This window comes from Melghirimyces profundicolus (assembly GCF_003054245.1).
Classification (GTDB): Bacteria; Bacillota; Bacilli; order Thermoactinomycetales; family DSM-45169; genus Melghirimyces; species Melghirimyces profundicolus.
The window spans coordinates 23,709-45,051 of sequence record NZ_QBKR01000023.1 but is presented as its reverse complement, the minus strand read 5'-3'; the positions used below and the strand labels follow the sequence as shown (position 1 = coordinate 45,051).

Sequence of the window (21,343 nt, the reverse complement as noted above, 5' to 3'; positions counted from 1 at the left end):
TGAAAAGGAGATGTTGTTGACCGAAGGGGAGAACCGGTTTTACGGACCGGTGGACCGGGAGCGCCGGTTCGGGGGGCGGCCCCGTTCGGGGCAGGACCTGAGGGACCCCTTTGAGCGGGATCACGGACGGATTATCCACAGCGCGGCCTTTCGTCGCCTCCAGTCCAAAAAGCAGGTGATCGGGACGGATGCAGGGGACTTTCATCGGACCCGTTTGACCCATTCGATGGAAGTGGCCCAGATCGCCCGTGGGATCGCGCTCTCTCTCAACCGGCGGTCCCCTCTGTTGGGAGAAGGGGAAAAGATCGACATCTCCCTGGTGGAGGCCGCCGCTCTGGCCCATGACTTGGGCCACCCCCCTTTCGGTCACGAGGGGGAACGGGCCCTGCACCGGTGTATGATGCGACATGGCGGGTTTGAAGGAAACGCTCAGACCTTCCGAATCCTCACCCGGCTGGAAGGAAAAAAAGGGGAGGGGTTGAACCTGACCCGTTCCCTGCTGCTTTCCGTTCTGAAGTACCCCATCCGGTTGGAGGATGCCATAAACGATCCGGGACATCCCGAAGCAAGACGGCGCCCCCCGAAGGCCAGTGTGTACACCTTGGACAGCAGGGCGTTCCAATGGGTATTGGAGCCTTATTCCCAAAGGGAAAAAGAATTTTTCACGGAGAAAGCAGCCACCGACTCCAACTCCCCCTTTTTCCGGACGCGCCGCATGTCTCTGGAATGCTCCCTGATCGATCTGGCCGACGATATTGCCTATGCCACTCACGACCTGGAAGATGCCGTCAACTTCCGTCTGGTGGAGATGGAAGAACTCTTCGAAATTTTGGCGGGAACGGCACGAAATCATCCCTGCGAAGAGGTCAAACGGGCCTTGGAGCTGACCCGGTCCCTCCGCCCCCGGCAGGAGGATTTCAAACACCACCTGAAGCAGGTGTTTGCCAATCTCATTTCCGCATTTGTGAATTACACGGAACTGCGGGAGGAGGGAGAGCCGACGTTCTCCCCCCGCTTCCGGTACCGGGTCGATTTCCCCGCCGGATTGGAGGAGTTGAACCGGAAACTGAAGGAATTGGCGGAAATCCGGGTCATCGATTCTCCGGGGGTCCAGGCGCTGGCCTTCAAGGGGGAGCGGGTGGTCCGTCTCCTTTTTGATGCCCTGATGTCGGAGGAGAAATTGCTGCCGGAGAACGACCGTCGGCAGTTGGATCAAGAGCCCCAAAGCCGCGCACGAATCGTCTGTGATTACGTGGCGGGCATGACCGATCCCTTCGCCGTCCGCATGTATGAGCGGCTTTACGGTTCGGGCCGCTCCCTGATCTAATATTTGCCCTTCTCTTGTCGCAAACTGGAACCAACAACGTGGCAGGAGGAGGAAGAAAGATGAAAAGCTTTGGAACGGTGCTGTTGGCTGTCGCGCTGTTTCTGCCGGGCATGTGGGTGTCCGGGGACCGCGCGGCGGCGGAGCCGCCGACCACCATCCTGGAAGGGAGGATGCATTATCTCGACATCCAGGGCGGTTGCTGGGTATTGGTGGAGGACCGAGGGCGTCGTTTTGAGTTGGTGGCCGAGCCCGCCCTTCTGCAACCGCTGAAAGTGGAAGGGCTGCGGGTGACCGTGGAAGTGAGGCCCGATTCCAATCTGGTGGGAAAATGCATGGCAGGCCGGATGGTCCGTCTGATCCGCATCATTCGCGCGGAAACTTCTCCCGCACCGGAGTCGTGGGAAAGTCTTTCCTTGTTGAGAGAAAAAGGAGCATGGAGGTAGAAACCGCATGGAAAAGAAAGTGCTTTCATTTTCCACCCGGCTGATGCACGGCACGAGTCGGCCCTGCCCGACCACGGGTTCCTTGACCCCTCCGCTGTATCAGACTTCCACCTTTGTCTTCGACCATATGCAGCAGGGCGCGGACCGATTTGCCGGAGAGGAAGAGGGGTATATCTACACGCGTTTGGGCAACCCGACCGTTTCCGACTTGGAGGCCAAAATGGCCGATCTGGAGGGGGCTGAAGCCGCCATCGCCTTCGGTTCCGGGATGGCTGCGGTCTCCGGGGTGCTGTTTCATCTTCTCAAAAGCGGGGATCACGTGATCTGTTCCGACGGAATCTACGGCTGTACTTACGGTCTGCTCCGGCTGCTGGAAGAAAGGTTCGGCGTGGAGATCACATATGTGGACATGACCCGGCCGGAGAAGGTGGAAGAAGCAATTCGGCCCCGGACCCGGGTGGTTTATCTGGAAACGCCCGTCAACCCGACGATGAAGCTGATCGACCTGAAAGCAGTCAGCGGAATTGCTCGCCGGGCAGGGGCCAGCGTGGTGGTGGACAACACCTTCGCCACCCCCTATCTGCAACGACCCCTGGAATGCGGGGCCGACTATGTCGTCCACAGCGCCACCAAATACCTGGGCGGGCATGGAGACCTCATCGCCGGAGTCGCCCTCGGGAAAAAGGAAGAGATGGACGCCATCCGCATCTCCACCCTGAAAGATATCGGCGGCGTTCTCTCCCCCTTCGATGCTTGGCTCCTGATGCGGGGAATCCGTACCCTGGCGGTCCGGATGGACCGCCATGTGGAAAATGCGAAAAAAGTGGCCCGCTGGCTGGAGGATCACCCGCAGGTCAAGGAGGTCCTCTATCCCGGACTGGAAAGCCATCCCCAGTTTGAGGTGGCCCGGAGGCAGATGGACGCACCGGGCGGGGTGATCAGCTTCCGGGTGGCCGGGGGACTGGAAGGAGCCCGCGCATTTCTGGACTCGGTCCGACTCTGTCATTTGACCGTGAGCCTCGGGGAAGTTTCCACCCTCGTCCAGCATCCGGCTTCCATGACTCATTCCGTCATTCCGGAGGAAATTCGGGAGCGAATGGGAATCACGGGAGATCTTGTCCGCATCTCCATCGGTCTCGAAGACCCGAATGATATCCTCTCCGACTTGGAAGAAGCCCTTCGGATTTCCCGGGGGACGGTGGCGTTCAACGAAAATCCTTGATGGTGCATTGTTTCTGACAACCATTCTGAAAAAAAGAGAAGGCTCCCCCAATGGATCCAAGGGTCGGGACCCTCTGATCCATGAGCCTTTTTGCACTGAATTACCATGGCGGTTGCCATGTTTTTTTGTGCAGCCGAAGGAGGTGCGTTCAACATGAAAATTTCCTGCATTCAAAATGAAGGCTTGTTTGGTAGAGATGTTTTTTATCGACACGGATCGGGATGCGAAGCTGTTAAAGTCGGCAACCTTCCGGGATGAGCCTTGGCGGATGCCATTGCCGAGGGTTTGAAGCGGAAGCCGGAACCTGAACCGGAGCCGGATGATGGGTGGATTCGGGTTCAACTGAACGGGAAAGCTGGCTTGTTTTCGTGCGGGTGGGGAAGGGATCCCTTCGGTATTGCGAAGAACTTGGGGAATCGAACGATTGCCGATCCGAGGGCTTCTCCGACCCAAGATGTGGATCGGATTAAAGTGTATGGCCCATAACCTTGGAAGCGTAGGCTCCGCTCCGTTATCAAAAAGTAAAAAAGGAAAGATTTTGTTACAGGTCATTTTTATGGGAAACGATCGCAACCCAATTGCCATCAGGGTCTGTCACATAAGCACGGCGATTTCCGGTCTTTTGATCTTCCGGTGCAATGACTACCGGTACTCCGGCCTCACGCAGACGGTTAATGGGCGTGTAGTCCCCGAGGGCATGAAAAAAGTCTTTTTCATCCGCCATGCTTGGTTTATCAGATGAAGCCATCTAACCCTCAGCACCCTCAGCTCGGCCTTTCAAATTCTCAAGCAAGTGATGACGACTCCAACCTTGCTGGTATTCATAAAAAGTATGCTTCCAGGCTCGTTTTCCGATCTTTTCAAAACCTGCGTGAGTGACATGAACCCGAACACCATTGGATCTTTCCTCCAGACGGAACGTCACTGGAGTAGGATGAACCCAATCGGAGTCCACCTCATACCAAGAGAGAGTGATTATCTGCAGAGGGATGATTTCCAGTATCTCACCGCAGATCACCTGATTTTCCTCCGGATCCTTGAGTCGATACTTGCCCCCGACCCGCATGTCAATCTGAATGCCCGGATCGATCCATTGTCTCATTCCTTCCTGAGTCGAGATTAATTGCCATACTTCCGATACACTGGCCTTGATGTCAATGAAGCGTTCAATGTTTTTCATATCTCACTCCATATGTTACTGAAGAGTAATCAATTACTATACAGTAACAATTTCAAATTGTGAAGTCATTCAGAAAATATGTCACACCCGGGCAACGTCATGACAGCACGCAACTCGAAACCTGGCGTCCGGCCGTTGGGCTCCGGGAGAAAGTCGGAACGCATACCTTACGGAAGACTTTCGGCTATTTCGCCTATAAATCGGGGATCGATATTACCTTGTTGCAGTCGATATTTTATCATTCGGCGCCCTCAACAACCCTGTTCCGATGGTTTTTTTCGGAAGGATCCGTTTCCGATGAAATAATAAACCGGCTTCCGTCGTCTAAACAAGTAAAAGACAAAAAAAGGTGTGGAGTTGGTGGAACGGGAACTGGAACGGGCCAAAAACGGGGATCCGGAAGCGTTCTCCGGCATTGTCCGGTCCCATCAACATCGTGTGTACAACTTGGCTCTCAGGATGTTGCGGGATCCCGACGAGGCGAAAGACGCAACCCAGGATATCTTCATCAAGCTCCACTCCCGCTTGAAGAACTTCCGTCATTCATCGCGGCTGTCCACCTGGGTTTACCGGGTTGCCACCAATCATCTGTTGGATCAGCTTCGCCGGGCGAAGCGGGAACGGACACGACGTATAAACCGACCTTGGAAAGAAGTTACACATTTACGAAATGACCCCCGGTCAGAGGATCCGGCTGTTGTCGTCAATCAGGAGGAAGTCCGGCAAATCGTCGGGGAAGCGGTCGATGAGTTGCCGGATCTGTACCGTACGGTGATTGTGTTGCATTATCAACAAGGGCTTTCCTACCGGGAAATCGCGGAGATTCTCGGGGTTTCCCCACGGACGGTGGGGACACGGATTCACCGGGCGAAAGCCCGTCTTCGCAGCCGGCTCGATCCGGTTTGGAGAGGAGGGGGGATCGATGGGGGGAAATAAACATTGCGATCGTCTCCGGCCGCACCTGGAAGCCTTTTTACATGACGAATTAAAGGCCGAAATCCGTGAACAGATGGCGGAACATCTCGACGTGTGCGAGGAATGCAGGAAGGAATGCGAAGAAATGCGGTTTCTAGACGACGTCCTGTTCTCGGCATTGACGATGGAATCATCGCCTTCAGGTTTGACAGAGGAAATTCTGCGGCGTTCGAACCTGATACGGGAAAACCCTCCCGAGAGGGATTGGGTCCGGAGGGATCTTCTGCCGGGAATGTTGGGAAGCGGGTTGGTTTCGGTGTTGACCCTGCTTTTGGGGGTGATCCTCTGGTCCGGTTTTTTGGAACTGTCCGGGATACTTGATCCATTGGAGGATGCGATCATTCCATGGTTTCTGCAACCGGTGGCCGGATTGTGGGAGGTTCCCCCAGACGTTTGGGAAAGCATGGGGGCGAAAATGGTTCTGGATGCTTTGGGACCATGGATTCAATGGGTGGCTTCTTTGGCATCGATCGGTGGGGTGGGATTGGCGATCATTTGTTTGATGGTCACAGTCCCTTTCTGGTGGAGGACGGTCAAGGCAACCTCATGACAATCGGATCCCGCAAATAAGGAGGAAATATTGTGAATCGATGGATTTCAGGGTTGTTGATCCTTGTTTTGGCGGCCGGTTTATTGTTGGCGTTCAGTTTTTTGGAGCGGGGCTCGTTGGCCCATCATGTGTTTGGAACGGTAGCCCCGCATGGGGACGGTTCCTTCGGTTGGCACGGTGGGACGGGAAAGCACGGCATGCCGGATGAAGGTATGAAGAATTCGCATTTCCATGGACATGCGGACGGGGATTGGAATCACGGAAGAAGGGGAGGAATGGGCTCCGTGGCCGCGTGGATTCCCACATTGATCGGAATCATCTCCCTGGTGGCACTCGCGGATGCGTTTTTGCGGCGGGAATTGGACCAGACACGGGAACATGTGACGACGGCTCCGTGGAAATCGCTTTGGATGGGTTTTTTGACGGTGTTGATTACCGCGGCAGTGTCGTTTTTGCTTGGCATATCCATCGTGGGGATTCCGGTCGTTTTGGCTCTCATGGTGGGCCTGATGATTGCAATCGCCATCGGATTCGCCACTTTGGCGATCCATGCCGGCACCCTCGTATCGGATCGCCTGAACTGGTTGACGGATGCGCGCTGGAAAGCCCTGATTCTGGGGGCGGTTTTGTTGGCCCACCTGGCTTGGGTTCCGGCGGTGGGGTGGTTGGTGCTTACGGCCATCTTGCTGACCGGCTTGGGCGGCGTCATGATGCATTGGGTTCCGCGCTTGAGGGAACGGTGGAGAACATGGCGTGAAAAACGGAGGAACCGCTGAAGAAAGGGGCAGTCACCCGAGAATCACCATAGGAAAGACCGGAAACGTAAAAAAGGTACCTTATGTGAAAACCGCCTTTAACCCGATAGGGAAGGGGAGAGGGCGGTTTTTTCTAAAGAAAATCCAGAACAAATGTTCTTATTCAGGTGGGAATCAAGGGGACGAGGAGGTGAGTGCTGATGTATAAGGCATATCGTTTCCGCATCGACCCAAATCGGAAACAAATTAATGTAGGGGCAACAATCTTACCTATCGATAGGATTGCCTGTTCCTTCTGTCGAAAGATATAACCCGGGAGGGGCAGGAGGGGATGATTGGTGCAGAGGAAAAGGAGAGGGATTGGGATCGGGCTGCTGATGGCCGGTATACTGGGCTATTTGTGCTTTGAGGGCACCATTTGGCCCAACGACCTGTTTGCCAACGCTATAAGGTGAAGGGATTGGATGTGTCCCACCACCAGGGGAAAATCGATTGGCAGCAGGTGAAAGAAGCGGACCGGATTTATTTTGTCTATCTGAAAGCGACAGAGGGGCATGACTTTGTCGATCACCGTTTCATAAGCAACTGGAAAGAGGCGAAAGCAGCGGGCTTTGATGTGGGAGCGTACCATTTTTTCTCCATGCGCAGTTCAGGGGAGAGGCAGGCACAAAACTTTATCCGCACCGTACCCAAAGAAGCGGACAGCCTGCCCCCGGTGATCGATGTGGAGGTGCATCTCAACCACGACCCGGTCAAAGTTCGCCGGGAGCTGCGCCGTTTGGCGTCGGAGCTGAAGGCTCATTACGACAAGCGGCCGATGTTATATGTCACTTATGACACCTATGAGCGTTACATCAAAGGACATTTTCAGGAAAGCGACCTGTGGATCCGGGATATTTACACCCCTCCCACCTTGAGCAAAGGCCAATGGATCCTCTGGCAATACCACAATCGTGACCGGATGAAAGGTGTGAACACCTCGGTGGATATGAACGCCTTTAACGGGGACATGGTGGCGTATAAGCGGTGGGTCAAAGGAGGGGCATCTGAATGAGAGGGCTGTCTTTATCGCTGATCTGAAAGGTTGGGTCGACGAGGTCTCTCAAGCGATCGAAAAAGGGATTGAAACAGAAGGGTCCAGTTCGGGCATGCTTTTTGTCAGTGATTTGGAATGGCAGGAGCACAAGAAATTATTGGGCAAAAGGGACTATCACATCAGTTTGGGTGCCCATCAGGCGGATATGATCGCCCAAGTGTTGAAAGGACGCATCCCGCATGGAAAGTCCTTGTTGCTAAAGGGTGATGAGCATCTTGTTAAGTTTGTACCTGGGAAGCAAACAACTGCCAAGGTTGCCGATGGTATTTTGCAAGTGTTTCTTGAACAAAGCGATTATGGTTTTTTATTGAATCAGCTCATTCCCAAAGCAGGTACTTTCCACCTTCCCGGCGCACCGTATATCCAGATTCAGATTGTGAAGTCCTATATCAAAAATCAGCAGGGTGAAGTGGTTGAGGAGGTTGGGTGATGAGTGTCTCGGCGACTCCCTGCTGTAGGTGTCCATGTCGGCTTATGTGGTTGCTTGCTCGGGTTGTGCCTTGTGGTGCAGAAGCGCCTGGACAGAGCCATCAGTGAGTGAGATATTCATGCCAAAATGACGTCGGCCCAGTTGGTGAAACATCTCCTTATCCACTTCCTGCTGGGTTTTGTGGCCGTTGCGGGTGATGGTGAATGATTTCTCTGTCAGCGTGATGTGCCCGTCATCGGTCAGTTTGGTGAAAAACAGGGACTTGTTGAATTTGGACTTCTCATTGGTGAGAATGATGTCCCGCACCCGGCTGAGGTAAGCCTCATCGACGGGTTGGGTGGAAAAAGTGTAGTAAAGCGTCAACTCCTTATCGCTGTACTTCTCGTAGGCATAATCGCCCCAGGGGGAATCCACCTCGCGGACCCGATATTCGCCGGTGATGGCGGTGACGGGTTCCCCGCTCAAGGGAACCGGCTGCAACGCGAGATTGCTGCCGAAGCCGACATCCACGATATAAGACCGACCGTTGTGATGGAGCAGGGTGGCCACATGGGTGCCGATCAAGTCGTTGTGTTGCCCATCCACAAACACCGTTCCCGCCACCAGGTGCACGTCAAATCCCAGCTGTTTCAAGAAGGAGTAAAACAGCGGGTTCAATTCATAACACAGCCCCCCCTCTTTGCGGTCAATGATTTTTTCCCTTAAGCCGTCAAGAGAGATGGGGGCAGTCTTTTTGGCCATGACCGCGTTGTTTTCAAAAGGAACCGTCAGGGCAAAATGGCGCTGGATCGCCGGCAAGTCGGAAAATGTGATATCCGTGCTTCCGTTGTATTGGATGCGGTTGAAAAAGGCGCCGATTGGCAGGTTCATTCGGATCGCTCCTTTATGGTTGGGTGATGTCATCGATGTTACTTTCACTTTATGCCATTATAATCTGTATCACCTCGGCATCGGGAAGGATTTTTAAGGGAGCAGGGATCGGTTTTTCGATGTAGGACTCTGGTCGGGGAGCAACTTTAGTGACGAGGACCCTTATGTGGTTCGCCGGGACTTGGAGCATGTAAAGACGGTTTCCAACTTTCCGGATATGCAACTCCTCAGCGGTCATCTATCCCTTTGATTTGGCCGTATGATGTCCGATAATGCGTGGAAAAACATTGAAAGTCCATGTCCGCTAAGGTGTTTTTCCTAGCTACTCCCACGCTAATTACCCCTTCCTTCGCAAAGGTATTTGGCGGCATATACTTAGGCCAAAACCAGCAACACTACAAAATCTGCTAGCGTCATATAATCAAGGAGGAGAAAGAGAATCGTTTGAAAAAGTTTTTCAGCACAGTAGAATGAAAAATTTTCTCCAAATCGAGGTGAACTGCGATGGAAGAAATATTGACGATAGCAAGGCAGGTAGCCAAAGAGGCAGCGGTGGAGGCTGGGCGCCTGGCGAAGGTTCGTTTTTTCAGTGGATTTAAAACCCGGGAGAAAGGGGAAGACGGCGACCTTGTGACGGAGGTTGACGAGGAGGCCGACTGGCTGATCATAAACCGGATCCAGGAGCATTTTCCGGACCACAGGATCCGGAGTGAAGAGCAAGGTACGTCCGGTGAGGAGGGTGATGGATGTGGTGGGTGGACCCTTTGGACGGGACCAACAACTATGCCCTGGGTATTCCACTTTATGGAGTCTGCATCACCCTATTCCACCGAGAACAACCTGTTCTGGGGGTCATCTACGATTCTCATCTGGAGAAGGTGTACACAGCTGAAAAGGGAAAGGGGACTTTTTGTAACAGCCAGCCGCTTCACATGTGGAAAAAGCGATATTTTCCGAAGATGACTGTAGGTTGGATCCAGGGGCACCAGGTGCAAAAAGAAAGGAAAGCAATGGCACTTAAGCAATCTTTGGATGAGCGCTTCAAACGGGTTCTCCGCCTATGGGCTCCGTCACTCCTCTGGTGTATGATGGCACGGGGAGACGTGGACGGAATCGTCCTTTACAATTCCGAAGGAGAAGACCTCTACGCAGGAGTGATGATGGTTCGGGAAGCGGGAGGCGCCGTCTTCGATTTTGACGGGCGGCTCTTTGACGGGATGAACCCAGAGCCGTATCTGGTTGCCTGTCACCCGGAGGACCGGGATTTATTTTTACATATAGTCCGGGATGTTTTGGATGAGGAGAGAAAGAGTGTTTAAACATAGGGCTAGAGTCAGCAACGTCCAAGGGGTAAACCAGTCCATAAGGAGGTCCCGCCAGTGATTTTAAATTAAAATCCCGACAACTTGGATCTAACGAACCTAAACCGTCTGGCACGCCCCCTATTTGGTGCGATCCCATAAACATGGTCCGGTAACCCTTATAAGAGGAGTAATACCAAGGCTGTTTAAAAGGAGAGAGAAAAAGCATGAACGAAGAAAGTTACAATCCAGATATTGATTCACAAAAAGATTTATTGATAAGAATAATCATAATGAACACTTATCTTCAAAAAGTACTGAATAGAGCACCAACATTAGGTTTGAAAGAGTATTACATCGGTGCTGGCTGTATAACACAAACTGTTTGGAACTTTTTATCCGGATATCCTTTAAGTCAAGGTATTAAGGATATAGACTTTGTTTATTTTGACAAAATAAATTTAAGTTATGATAGTGAAGACAAGCAAATACAGCAAATAACAAGCTTATATCAGGATATACCGATTAAAATTGATGTGAAAAATCAGGCAAGGGTTCATTTATGGTATGAAAAGAAGTTTGGTTATTCTATCGAACCTTACTTTTCGCTTGAAGAGGCCATCAATTCTTGGCCAACGACCGCAACCTCAATTGGTGTAAGACAAGATGTGAATGGAAAATGGGTTGTGTATGCCCCATTTGGATTAAACGATCTTTTTGGAAAGGTTGTAAGGGCCAATAAAACAAAAATAACGAAAGAGATATATGAAAAAAAAGTACGAAGGTGGAAAGCGGTTTGGCCTGATTTAATAATTATTCCATGGGATCAATGATTAGATGAACCGAATGGGGAGTAGATTTACATGAACCTCGGCTTGATTCAAAGTAGGGGTTTTACCTTGTCTGCTTCTATGGGTCCAGATCATTTCTGAAAAAGAGAAGGCTTCCCCAATGGATCAAAGGGTCTGGACCCTATGATCCATGCTTTCTTCCTGGGGGGAAGAGCCTTTTCTCCATTAAATTTCCATGGCAGTTGCCATGTTTTTTTGTGCAGCCGAAGGAGAACGTTCAACATGAAAATTTCCTGCATTCAAATGGAAGTCGATCCCGGGGAGGCCGGCCGGGTCCGGCGCAAAATCCCCGTCTTTGAAGACCGCGTCCCCGCCTGCTGCCGGTGAAATTAAAAAGCTCCCCGTCCGGGGAGTTCATGCTTCCGATGTGTGAAAGAACGGAACGGAATCCTTCGGCCGAGGAGAAGCCGGGGCCATCAGCCCCGGGTTTTTCAATAGTAAGAGGTTTTTTTCCGCGGGCGGTGGGAAGGGGTGGCGGGAGCCGTCTTCTTTTCCCCGGCGGAATCGAACTCCGTCACCAGGGGTTCCCGTTCGATTTCGATCACGTCCCGCCATTCTTCCGGTTCTTCTTCCGCTTGCGGTTTGAGGGGGAGCCGCTCCACTTCCACGGTATGTACTTCTTTTCGGATATGAATGGAATTGAGTTCAAAATATTGTTCCAGTACGTGCCGAAGGTCCTGATGAAACTTCTCTTTATCCATGTCTTCCTTTTCCCGGGCGATGTCAATCTGAATGTCCAGTTTCCGCATGGCCATTTTCTCCTCCCTGTGTACCTTCCTGTGTCTCTGTTCTTTTCATGTTAAGACAAAAACGGGGGAAGCGACAATAGCGGCCCTCCGCGTTGAGCCCATGCAAAAAGCCTGTCCTCCGAAGAAGGACAGGCTTGATTCATCCCGTCAGATTTTTTTCAGGTTTTTCAGCGGAGTCGGCGGGCAGATCCGGGCGGTCAGCTTGGACACCACGTAGATGGTGATCAGGCTGGATACCATCGCCATCGTCCGGAAGGGGAAGAGCACGACTCCGTCTTCCACCATCGGATAGGGGATGAACTGCGGGATCCCGAGTACCGGTTCCCCGCCGCCGAACCGCAGGATGAAGGCGACGATCAGACCGGCAACGGCTCCGTATTTATTGGCTCCCTTGAAGAAAAGGGCCATGGTCAGTTGAGGGAACAGAATGCAGTAAACAAAGTCACTGCTCAAAAACCACAGCTCATAAACGCTTTGAACGTTCAGGGCGATGAGGGTGGCGGCCACGCCGACGATCACGATGGACCGCTTGATGATCTTCTGCAATTGCCCGGTGGTGGCTTTGGGTTTCAAAAGCGGTCGGTAGACGTTCCAGGAGGCCAGCGAGGAAGCGGACAGGATGGAGGAGTCCACCGACGACATCACCGCGGCGGCCAAGGCGCCGAGACCCAGGGCGGCCAGCCATTCCGGCGTCATGTACCGGAGCACGTAGGGCAGGATCATGGCGGAGTTCTCGGGTTCCTGCACCCCCAGAGCGGACCAGTCGGCGGTGTATCCGAGAGCACCGATCAGCACCGCCGGGACGGCGGCAACGATCGCCCACACACCGGCCAAAATGGAGAGCCACATGGCGGAGCGCTCACTGTTGGCGGACAGCACGCGTTGGAAGTATACCTGCCACGGGATTCCTCCAAAGATCAGGAGCAGGGCATAGTCCCACCAGTTCCAGAAATAAGGGCCCCAATCCGGGTCCTTCCAGCCGTCCAGGGGTGGGAAGAGATGAGCGTAGTGGGTGCCCATTTTCTCCATTCCGGTCACGTACTGGGACCATGTGAGATCGAGTCCGCCGGTTTCACCGAGAGCAAAGGGAACGACCAGGTACAGGCCGACGATGATGATGGCAAACTGCAACACATCGGTGTAGGCCACCGACCAGAGGCCGCCCACCACGGTGTAGGCAATGGCGATGGCGGCGGAAAGAATGATGGAGGTGGTGAAATCCAGTCCCAGGATGGTTCCGAAGGTGGTCCCCAACGCGGTCAGGATGGCACCGCTCCAGAAGATTTCACCCGCCAGGGCGGGGAGGAACAGAACGCCCGTCAATTTTTCCCCAAACCGGGATGCCAGCGGGTCCAACATGGTGGTGAACTGATAACGGCGCATCTTACGGGCATAGAAAATGCCGCCGATGATCAGGCTGAGAGCGTAGCCCCAAGGGGCCTGCGCCCAAACCAGACCGGAAGCATAAGTGGCTTCCGCCGTTCCGTTGACGTAACCGCCTCCGACCCAGGTGGCCGCCATGGTGAACATGGAGATCCAGATCGGCATGCTGCGACCGGCCAGCATCATGTCTTTCAGGTCATTGCTCTTTTTTCCTGCGGCAACGGCACCGATGTAATAGACGAGAGCGTAAAACACCAGAAGGAAAAAGATGCCTCCCCAATGAATTTCCCGGCCGGTGAACGCGCCGTAGACCGCGATAAAAGCAATAACGACAAACAGGCCGACCAACCCCAGCTTGCCGGGGGTCCAGAAGGACGGAGCCTTGGTGGTCGTGTCTTCCATGGGTCCGTATCATCTCCTTAACTGTTTAATCTGCTTCTTCATCCGGAATTGGAACATACTTGAAGATGTCTCCGGACTCAAAGGCATCGACCAGATGATCGAGCCAAGTGTAATAACGCCTGGCCCTTTTCAACTTTTCCAGATCTTCCTCGACCTGATCCCTTTCTTCCGGTGTCAGCTCCGGATCTTGCAACAGGGATTTCAGATTTCTCTCTGTTTTTGTCAGATTTTTTTGGTTCAGTTCGATCTCTTTTTCCCAGAGTTGGGAAAAGAAATCGACGAAGGAACGGAATTGATCGTGTTCCGCTTCATACAGGTCTTTCCGGACGCCCTTTTGCCACTTCTTGTGTACCAGCTTGAGTCGGGAGAGGGCACGGACGCCGGTGCTCATGCTGGTTTTGCTCATGCCTGTCAGTTTTCTCATTTCGTCGAGGGTCATCGGTTCATCGTGGAAAAACATGATTCCGAACAGACGCCCCATGGACGGGCTCAAACCGTACATCTCCATGGTTTCCGCAAGGGATTCAATATAGTGGCGGCGGGCTTGTTCCAACTTTTCCGAGGACGACATACACACACTCCCAATCCTGACAAGGTCCCTGTTATTCTTCCCGAAAACCCAACCGGAAAATTCGGTTTGTACAGATTTTATCGTACAACCGTTACACATGGTAACACAATGAAGAGGGATGTCAAATTACCGGTGAAAGAAAATTCTTTCTTGGAGAGGATCACAGGTGGTTGCAAGATCAAAAACGGAATGTTATCCTTGCAAACGAACAGTTCGTACAGAAAAAACTGTACAAACTTAAACCAGTTGGGGTGAGGCATCTTTGCAATTGAATCGCATGTACATCGACGGAGAATGGGTGGAAGCCCGATCCGGAAACACGAGGGAGATTATCAACCCTTACAACCAAGAAGTGGTGGCGGTGGTTCCCGAGGCGGACCGCGAAGACGCCCGCCGGGCCATTCAAGCGGCCCGGGAGGCCTTCGACCAGGGGGATTGGCCCCATACCCCCGCGGCGGACCGCGGAAAAAAGCTGTTCCGGGTGGCCGGGCTGATCGACCAACACAATGAAGAGCTGGCTCGCCTGGAATCCTTGGATACCGGCAAAACCATCGTGGAGAGCCGGGCGGACATGGAAGACATCGCCAACGTCTTCCGTTACTTCGCCGGGTTGGCCGACAAGGACGGAGGGGAAACGGTGGAGCCTCCGATACCCGATGCCGTGAGCCAAGTGGTTCGGGAACCCGTCGGGGTTTGCGGGATGATTACACCCTGGAATTATCCTCTGCTCCAAGCAGCCTGGAAACTGGCCCCGGCATTGGCGGCCGGTTGTACGATGGTGCTGAAGCCGAGCGAGATCACCCCGCTGACATCCCTGAAGATCGCCGAACTGATGGAACAGGTCGGCTTCCCCAACGGAGTCGTCAACGTGGTGACCGGACCGGGTGCCTCGGTGGGAGCCGAACTCTCCGAGTCCGACCAGGTCGATCTGATTTCCTTCACCGGCGGAATTGAGACCGGGAAGAAAATCATGCGGGCCGCATCCAACAATGTGAAGAAAATCGCGCTGGAATTGGGAGGAAAAAACCCCAATATCATTTTTGATGACAGCGACTTCGAAACCACGGTGGACTACGCCCTGAACGCCGTTTACTTTCACGCCGGACAGGTATGCTCCGCCGGTGCCCGCCTGATCGTGGAAGAAAGCCTGCACGACCGTTTGGTGGAAGAACTGGTGGAGCGGGTGAAGCGTATTAAACTGGGCAACGGCTTTGATGAATCCACCCAGATGGGGCCGCTCATCTCGGAAGAGCATCGGGCCAAAGTGGAGAACTACATCGAGATCGGGAAGAAGGAAGGCGCCAAATTGCGGATCGGTGGCAAGCGCCCGGAAGGTCCCGAATTCGAAAAAGGGTTCTTCGTGGAGCCTACCATTTTTGATGGGTGCGATACCCGCATGCGGATCGTCCAGGAGGAAACTTTCGGTCCCATCCTGACCATTGAAACCTTCAAAACGGAAGAAGAAGCGATCCGTTTGGCAAACGATTCCATCTACGGGCTGGCGGGAGCCGTCTGGACCCAAGACCTGAACCGGGCTCAGCGGGTCAGCCGTGCATTGCGGATGGGGACCGTCTGGATCAACGATTTCCACCCCTATTTCCCCCAGGCGCCCTGGGGCGGCTATAAGCAGTCCGGGATCGGAAGGGAACTGGGCAAAACCGGACTGGAGGAATACACCGAACAAAAGCACATCTTCCAGAATCTGAATCCGCAGCCGATGCATTGGTTTAAGTAACGACCGAGTCCGCAGGCGTTTGCCCCTGCCCGCAGCAGGAAGATTCGGAGCGGCTTCGGGTAAATGCCGCCGCTCCCTCTTTCACAATACTGCTAAAAGGAGTGACCCCCATCATGATGCGTACGGAGCAGATGTTGGACTTGAAACAGTTTGTGATGCCGACCAAAGTGGTTTCCGGGATCGGCGCTTCCAAACGGGCGGCCGACGAAATTCGGGAGCTGGGCGTGACCAAGGCGATGATCGTCACGGACCGTGGGATCTACAACGCCGGGATCACCGAGCCCATCGAAAGAGCACTGAAGGACGCGGGGATGGAGATCTGCGTCTTCAATGAAATCCAGGGCGAACCCGACACCGAGCTGGTCGCCAAAGGGAGCCGGACCTTCAAGGAGCAAGGTTGCGACGGCCTGATCGCCATCGGCGGGGGAAGCTCCATGGACACCGCCAAAGCGATCGGCGTGGAAGCCGTGCACCCGGAACCGCTCTTGACCTATGAAGCTTCGGAGAACGGAAAGCCCCTGGAGAAACGGATTCCTCCTTTGACCACCATCCCGACCACGGCGGGAACCGGTTCCGAAGTGACCCAGTGGGCGGTGATCAAAGACCCCGTCCGCGAAATCAAATTTAACGTCGGCGGTCCGTTGATTCCGGCGCACCTGGCCATTATCGACCCGGAACTGCATCTGTCCATGCCGCCGCACATCACGGCGGCCACCGGGGTGGACGCCCTCTCCCACGCGATCGAGTGCTACACCATGCACCAGTCCCAGCCGATCACGGACGCGGTGGCGCTGTTGGCCATGGAATACGTGGGCAAGTACCTGCGCCGGGCCTACGCCAACGGGGAGGACATCGAAGCGCGTTACGGGATGGCGCAAGCGGCCATGCTGGCCGGTCTCTCCTACGGAAGTGATTCCGCCGGCGCCGCTCACGCCATGGCCCAGACCCTGGGCGGCATGGTTCCGGTGATGCACGGCCAGTGCGTTTCCGCCATGCTTCCCGCGGTAATGGAGTACAACTGGATGGGCTGCCCGGACAAATTCGCCCGGATCGCCCAAGCGCTGGGTGTTGACACCCAAGGCATGTCCACCGACGAGGCGGCCCGGGCAGCCGTCTTGGAAGTGGAAAACCTCGTCGCCGACGTCAACATCCCCAGCCTGCGCGAGCAAGGGGTCGATCCGGAACAGATCGACCGTTACGCCCAGGCGGCCTTCGACGACCCGCAAACCTTCGGCAACCCCCGCATCATCAAGAGCGTGGACGACTACAAATGGATCTACCGCCGCTGTCTCGGCCTGGAAGATTCCACGATCTGCTGAAATCGGAATGAAGAAAAGCGGACCGCAAAAGGCGGTCCGTTTTTTTAAAAAATGAAAGGTTCAACAACCTGCAGAAAACGCCGGCTTATAGGTTATACTTACATCGGGAAGACAATTTTGAGTTTTGTTCCATTTAAGGAAAGGGAGGGTTCTTTATGGAGAAGATCCGTCAAAAAATTACTCCATTTTTAATGTTCGATGGGAAGGCCGAAGAAGCCATGAATTTTTATGTTTCTTTGTTTGACCAGTCGGAAATCATCAGTATCACCCGTTATGGAGCGGACGGTCCTGGTAAAGAGGGGACGGTGCTGCAAGCCGTTTTTTCGCTCAACGGGCAAGAGATCATGTGTATAGACAGTCCTGTTCAACATAACTTTACATTCACCCCGGCCATGTCTCTATATGTCACTTGTGACACGGAAGAAGAGATTGAGCGACTTTTCGGGGAGTTGTCTCAGAACGGCAACGTTCTCATGCCCTTATCCGAGTATCCCTTCAGCGAAAAGTTTGGCTGGGTTGAGGATCGATTTGGGGTTTCGTGGCAGTTGAATTTTGAAAAAAGCTGAGGAGTTCGAGCACGGTAAAGACGGATCAGTGCTGTCTCAGACTGGAGAAATCCGAGATTCACAGACTGTAAACAAAAACGTTTTCGGAGGGCAATCATGACCGTTACCATCAAAGATATCGCTAAAAGGGCGGGGGTGTCCGTGACGACGGTTTCCCTGCCTTGAACGGGTATCCCGACATCCGTCCCCAGACGCGGAAGCGGGTGCTGGAAGTGGCGGAGTCGATGATCGACCCAGCGCCGTGGCGCACAGCCTGGTGATGAAGCAATCGAAAACCCTCGGTCTGATTATGGTGCCGGAACAGGTCTATCTCATCCCCCGCTAAATCCTGCTAAGCCATTTGGATTGGTGGACACGGCATGAAGTGATGGACGTCCTGCACCGACCCTGGTGCGAGGCTTTTTGTATTATAGTTGGACTTTTTGTTGTAGACTGGAGGCAGCCGATTTTTCACCCTCGATAAAGCCGTTGTTCAGATCTGCCTCAAAACCCATTGTATGAATAATGTCATCCTGTTTTTTCAGCTCTTCAACCTGCGGAGACTCGAATATACCCTCGGATTGTTTCCTCATAACTAAAGACATGAACCGGTTAAAAATGTATGATAATACAGAGGAAGAATCCAATATGGATGAAATGAAGGATCTACTGAAAGAGTTAATCGAAGGGCAGGGGCACCCACGCAAAGCTGGAAGCGCTGGATAAGCTGCTGGACTCGGGTGGAAGGCCGAATGGTCCGAATGGAAGAAGAGCAGGACACTTTGACAGATACCATGGGTTATGTGATTCAGGTAACTCAGATTTTCGAAAGGTGGAATAGAATGGACTACGATTCGGATCAGTCCACTCAGTTCCTGTTTAAGAACGGGATATTGGATTTAGAAGAGGGGATATATGGACGGGCAGCCTATCGCTTCTATGTAGCGATACTGAATGACCCTCGCCATCCTGATTCTTGGTTGGGATTGGCTACTGCATTGGAATCGATGCAAAGCGAGGATCGACAAACGGTTTTAGCTCGCTATGCTTTGCAAGATGCACCATTCCTCGATGATATCATTCCTCTGGGTGTTACTGCTTTTTCCCATAATCCCAGGGCATTGTCGGAATGGCTCCAGGAAGTGGGGAGAAAACCGTCTATCCCAAAGAAAGATAGACAAATAATAGGAGAGTTACGAGAAGATATTCAGAAACCATACCAGAGAATGGTCGAGGAGGAAGGCAGCGAAGCACTGGAAATGATGGGGATGCTGCCATTAGAAACAGTAGCGGAACAAGAGATCGTTTTGGATTGGCTGTTGGATGCGCCGGAGGAGGATATCGTCAAACATGTTCAATCCTTGCTGGAAGATGAGGATTTTCAAGCGGAAGCATTAGATGCTGCTCCTTTCTTTACTCACCCGCCCATGGAAAAGCTTTTGCGCCGCTTCTGTCGTAATCAAAATGCTTCGGCAAAGTTGAAAACACGCGCTTTACTGGCCTTGAGGTGGATCGGTGTAGAAGGGAATGTGAAGCTGAACAAGTTTGGGGATTCCTTTGTGGTTAACTTGGACGATCCTCTTTTGGATAACCAGCTGCCAAAAAGGTTCTACCAAGTAATGGATTGGGCTTCATTGTGGTTGGCCAGCCAAAAACACATGATAGAGGAAGATGTATTGGATCGATGTGCTGAAAATCTCGATCTCTTGGAAGAGGAATATGAGCAACAGATTGAAGCAGTCCAACTGGAAGCCTTCGATCTCGATATAGCCGAAACGATTTTACGATGCGCTTTTTTTCACCACTATCCACAGATTCCTTCTATACAGTCAGACGTGAAAGCGTGGGCCATGGCCTTTTTATCGATTATGCAAGAAGGGACGGAAGGATCAGGGGATGAATGGCCTTATGCGTGTCAGGAGCTTCATGTAACAGCTAGGATGCACAAAGAGTGGATCTTGAAAGGTACTCCCGACTTTTATGAGTTGTTCGATGAAAGGGAAGAGGAATGAAGCTTGTGGTCGATTCTCACTTTCGCGTGAGAGTATAAGTTCTCTCGATTAACAGACGTTTGCTGACCACAAATTGGGTTAAAGGATATAACAGCTCACATTCTGCACGGCCATTTGGCCGTATCGTTTTTGAGCCCACTTCTGCTAACTGAGGAGAGAAGTGAGGCCCTTAATGGAGTTCAATGATGACGCATTCCAGATAATCAGATGGCTATCGGGGGTACCGCCGCTTGGCGGGCTTTATTGTTTCAGGGGAACTTCTGTTGAGAAGCCAGCCCGGGAGGATGGGACGTGCATGGTGGAAAACCCGGAAAAGCACTCCGTTAAGCAACGGAGTGCTTACTGAACTTTTTTGATATGGATCACATCGGAGGCGTTGATGTTCTGGCCGTTCACCTTGACTTCCGCTTTTTCGGGGGCTCCGAGGAAGATCCACAGGTCGGTGGTCACGCTTTTGGAGTGGGTAAAGCGGAAGGGCGGGTCTCCTTTGCCCAGCGTGATGTCCTTCACGTAGCCTCCGTCCTCGTGTTCTTTGATCTGAACCCAGCACTTGCCTTTGGCCTTGACTTCCAGCAGGAGGTCCCGGTTGTTGGTCATTTCATAGATACTCTTTCCCTCATTCCGGCTGATCAGGGCCAACCCATCCGGAGCGGAGGCATCCGCCTCTTCCGTGATGGTGTGGCTCCGGGAACTCCCCTGGGTGCCGCCGTCATTCCCCGCCAGGATCCCACCGGCCCAGATCCCCAGGGGAATGAGCAGAAGGGCGCCGATGGAAGCAACCCAAACCGGCCAGCGGAAAGAAAAGTTCGGCGTTTTTCTTTCCTTTTTTCCCGAAGTGCGGCTCCGGGACTTCTCCGGTGAGGGATCCAAGGCACCTTGCCGGAGGTGGGAAAGGTCCAGTGTGGGATGGGTTTCGGTGGATCGCGGACCGCTGTCGGGAATCATGGGAGCAGGGGAGGGGGGAAGCGCTCGCCGAAGGGTTTGTCCGCGTGTTTCCGGTTCCGGCTCCTTCCATTCCTGACGATTCTCATCTCCTGAAGGGGAGGGTGCAGCAGGAACTTCCGGGCCGTTTACGCGGGCCGGTACGGATCCGCTCACCCGGGGGTGGGTTCCGCTTAACCGTGATGGTTTTCCGGAGATCCGGGGGTTCGTCCCGTTCAACCCGGGATGGGAGCCTGTTGCCCGAGGGCTGGGGGCTCGGGTCTGCCTGTTTCGGTCGCTCGACGGCGGGTTCACCGGCATCCTGCCGGAGGTTTCCGAAGGAAAGCGGTCCGTGGTGGATGAGGGGGACTCTCCGGTCGGAAAGGGAGTGCCGCCGGGAGGGAAGGTCTGTTCCGTCGCCCGGTATTTTTTCAGGAGTTTGGTCGGTTCCAAGCCTACCTGGGAGGCGTAGGAGCGAAGATAGGAACGGACGTAGAAAGGGCCGGGCAGGCGGTCAAACTGGCCTTCCTCCAACGCCCTCAATTCCGCCCGGGAAACCCGGGTGAGGCCCTGGAGTTCCTCCAGGGTCAACCCCGCCGCCTTTCTCGCCTGTTTCAGTTGTTGACCGATTTCGGTCCACAATCCGACCACCTCCGAAACCGTTGATGGTTGTATGTAAAACCAAGAAGGTCTTTCTGACAAGCAT

General features: G+C 53.5%; 22 protein-coding genes and 2 pseudogenes. 17 read left to right on the top strand and 7 right to left on the bottom strand.

What is annotated here, in order from left to right; all coding sequences use genetic code 11:
* Positions 1-10 precede the first annotated feature (10 nt).
* Genes C8P63_RS14815 through megL form a run of 3 tightly spaced genes read left to right on the top strand, consistent with a single transcriptional unit; the run spans position 11 to position 2,992 of the window.
* Positions 11-1,327, top strand: coding sequence for an anti-phage deoxyguanosine triphosphatase (locus C8P63_RS14815; protein WP_108025425.1), 1,317 nt, complete (start codon positions 11-13; stop codon positions 1,325-1,327).
* 59 nt (positions 1,328-1,386) lie between these two features.
* Positions 1,387-1,770, top strand: coding sequence for a hypothetical protein (locus tag C8P63_RS14810; protein WP_108025424.1), 384 nt, complete (start codon positions 1,387-1,389; stop codon positions 1,768-1,770).
* A gap of 7 nt (positions 1,771-1,777) precedes the next feature.
* The gene (gene megL / locus C8P63_RS14805; RefSeq protein ID WP_108025423.1) at positions 1,778-2,992 is read left to right on the top strand and encodes a methionine gamma-lyase; all 1,215 of its coding nucleotides are present in this window, start codon (positions 1,778-1,780) and stop codon (positions 2,990-2,992) included.
* A 541-nt stretch (positions 2,993-3,533) separates the two neighbouring features.
* Here megL and C8P63_RS14795 read toward each other — a convergent pair.
* Together C8P63_RS14795 and C8P63_RS14790 are read right to left on the bottom strand one after the other, a co-directional pair.
* Positions 3,534-3,740 (bottom strand): VOC family protein, encoded by a 207-nt coding sequence (locus C8P63_RS14795; RefSeq protein ID WP_108025421.1) that lies wholly within the window; start codon positions 3,738-3,740, stop codon positions 3,534-3,536.
* Positions 3,741-4,172, bottom strand: a complete 432-nt coding sequence (locus C8P63_RS14790; RefSeq protein ID WP_108025420.1) for an SRPBCC family protein — start codon at positions 4,170-4,172, stop codon at positions 3,741-3,743. It abuts the gene before it with no gap.
* Between the two features lie 137 nt (positions 4,173-4,309).
* Between C8P63_RS14790 and C8P63_RS19635 the strand changes: the two are divergent.
* The 7 genes and pseudogenes from C8P63_RS19635 to C8P63_RS14755 form a co-directional block, all read left to right on the top strand.
* Positions 4,310-4,435, top strand: a pseudogene (locus C8P63_RS19635) (site-specific integrase); the annotation flags it as partial.
* Positions 4,436-4,532: 97 nt separating this feature from the next.
* Positions 4,533-5,108, top strand: a complete 576-nt coding sequence (locus C8P63_RS14780) for an RNA polymerase sigma factor (protein WP_170109688.1) — start codon at positions 4,533-4,535, stop codon at positions 5,106-5,108.
* Positions 5,095-5,697: a zf-HC2 domain-containing protein gene (locus C8P63_RS14775; protein WP_108025418.1), complete on the top strand. Its 603-nt coding sequence runs from the start codon at positions 5,095-5,097 to the stop codon at positions 5,695-5,697. The genes C8P63_RS14780 and C8P63_RS14775 overlap by 14 nt, the downstream gene beginning before the upstream one ends.
* Positions 5,698-5,729: 32 nt before the next feature.
* Complete coding sequence (locus C8P63_RS14770) at positions 5,730-6,473, top strand: EI24 domain-containing protein (protein WP_108025417.1); 744 nt, start codon at positions 5,730-5,732, stop codon at positions 6,471-6,473.
* Complete coding sequence (locus C8P63_RS14765; protein ID WP_108025416.1) at positions 6,451-6,660, top strand: hypothetical protein; 210 nt, start codon at positions 6,451-6,453, stop codon at positions 6,658-6,660. The genes C8P63_RS14770 and C8P63_RS14765 overlap by 23 nt, the downstream gene beginning before the upstream one ends.
* Positions 6,661-6,870: 210 nt before the next feature.
* Positions 6,871-7,506, top strand: coding sequence for a GH25 family lysozyme (locus C8P63_RS14760; RefSeq protein ID WP_108025415.1), 636 nt, complete (start codon positions 6,871-6,873; stop codon positions 7,504-7,506).
* A 94-nt stretch (positions 7,507-7,600) separates the two neighbouring features.
* Positions 7,601-7,978, top strand: a complete 378-nt coding sequence (locus C8P63_RS14755; RefSeq protein ID WP_108025414.1) for a hypothetical protein — start codon at positions 7,601-7,603, stop codon at positions 7,976-7,978.
* 42 nt (positions 7,979-8,020) lie between these two features.
* Here the strand turns inward: C8P63_RS14755 and C8P63_RS14750 are convergent, their stop codons facing one another.
* Positions 8,021-8,848, bottom strand: a complete 828-nt coding sequence (locus tag C8P63_RS14750; protein ID WP_170109687.1) for an arylamine N-acetyltransferase family protein — start codon at positions 8,846-8,848, stop codon at positions 8,021-8,023.
* 504 nt (positions 8,849-9,352) lie between these two features.
* Between C8P63_RS14750 and C8P63_RS14740 the strand changes: the two are divergent.
* Both C8P63_RS14740 and C8P63_RS14735 read left to right on the top strand, forming a co-directional pair.
* Positions 9,353-10,167 (top strand): annotated as a pseudogene (locus C8P63_RS14740) (inositol monophosphatase family protein).
* A gap of 209 nt (positions 10,168-10,376) precedes the next feature.
* Positions 10,377-10,982: a nucleotidyltransferase family protein gene (locus C8P63_RS14735; RefSeq protein WP_108025411.1), complete on the top strand. Its 606-nt coding sequence runs from the start codon at positions 10,377-10,379 to the stop codon at positions 10,980-10,982.
* A gap of 449 nt (positions 10,983-11,431) precedes the next feature.
* On the opposite strand, the gene C8P63_RS14730 is transcribed toward C8P63_RS14735, so the two are convergent.
* The 3 genes from C8P63_RS14730 to cudC all read right to left on the bottom strand — a co-directional run bounded on the left by C8P63_RS14730 (position 11,432) and on the right by cudC (position 14,105).
* The gene (locus tag C8P63_RS14730; protein WP_108025410.1) at positions 11,432-11,749 is read right to left on the bottom strand and encodes a hypothetical protein; all 318 of its coding nucleotides are present in this window, start codon (positions 11,747-11,749) and stop codon (positions 11,432-11,434) included.
* Between the two features lie 147 nt (positions 11,750-11,896).
* A complete protein-coding gene (locus C8P63_RS14725) occupies positions 11,897-13,534 on the bottom strand; it encodes a high affinity choline transporter 1 (RefSeq protein ID WP_108025409.1) in 1,638 nt (545 codons plus the stop codon).
* A 25-nt stretch (positions 13,535-13,559) separates the two neighbouring features.
* Positions 13,560-14,105, bottom strand: coding sequence for a choline uptake/conversion transcriptional regulator CudC (cudC, locus tag C8P63_RS14720; RefSeq protein ID WP_108025408.1), 546 nt, complete (start codon positions 14,103-14,105; stop codon positions 13,560-13,562).
* A gap of 277 nt (positions 14,106-14,382) precedes the next feature.
* Between cudC and betB the strand changes: the two genes are divergently transcribed.
* From betB to C8P63_RS14695, 5 genes are all read left to right on the top strand, one after another.
* Entirely contained in the window at positions 14,383-15,840 is a 1,458-nt protein-coding gene (betB, locus tag C8P63_RS14715; protein WP_108025442.1) for a betaine-aldehyde dehydrogenase, read from the top strand.
* A gap of 116 nt (positions 15,841-15,956) precedes the next feature.
* The gene (gene gbsB, locus C8P63_RS14710) at positions 15,957-17,159 is read left to right on the top strand and encodes a choline dehydrogenase (protein WP_108025441.1); all 1,203 of its coding nucleotides are present in this window, start codon (positions 15,957-15,959) and stop codon (positions 17,157-17,159) included.
* 155 nt (positions 17,160-17,314) lie between these two features.
* On the top strand, positions 17,315-17,725 hold the full coding sequence (locus tag C8P63_RS14705; RefSeq protein WP_108025407.1) for a VOC family protein: 411 nt from the start codon (positions 17,315-17,317) through the stop codon (positions 17,723-17,725).
* Between the two features lie 96 nt (positions 17,726-17,821).
* A complete protein-coding gene (locus C8P63_RS20100; RefSeq protein WP_108025440.1) occupies positions 17,822-17,890 on the top strand; it encodes a LacI family DNA-binding transcriptional regulator in 69 nt (22 codons plus the stop codon).
* 566 nt (positions 17,891-18,456) lie between these two features.
* Positions 18,457-19,716 (top strand): hypothetical protein, encoded by a 1,260-nt coding sequence (locus tag C8P63_RS14695; protein WP_108025406.1) that lies wholly within the window; start codon positions 18,457-18,459, stop codon positions 19,714-19,716.
* Positions 19,717-20,055: 339 nt separating this feature from the next.
* Here the strand turns inward: C8P63_RS14695 and C8P63_RS14690 are convergent, their stop codons facing one another.
* Positions 20,056-21,279, bottom strand: coding sequence for a helix-turn-helix domain-containing protein (locus C8P63_RS14690; protein ID WP_170109686.1), 1,224 nt, complete (start codon positions 21,277-21,279; stop codon positions 20,056-20,058).
* Positions 21,280-21,343: the final 64 nt, after the last annotated feature.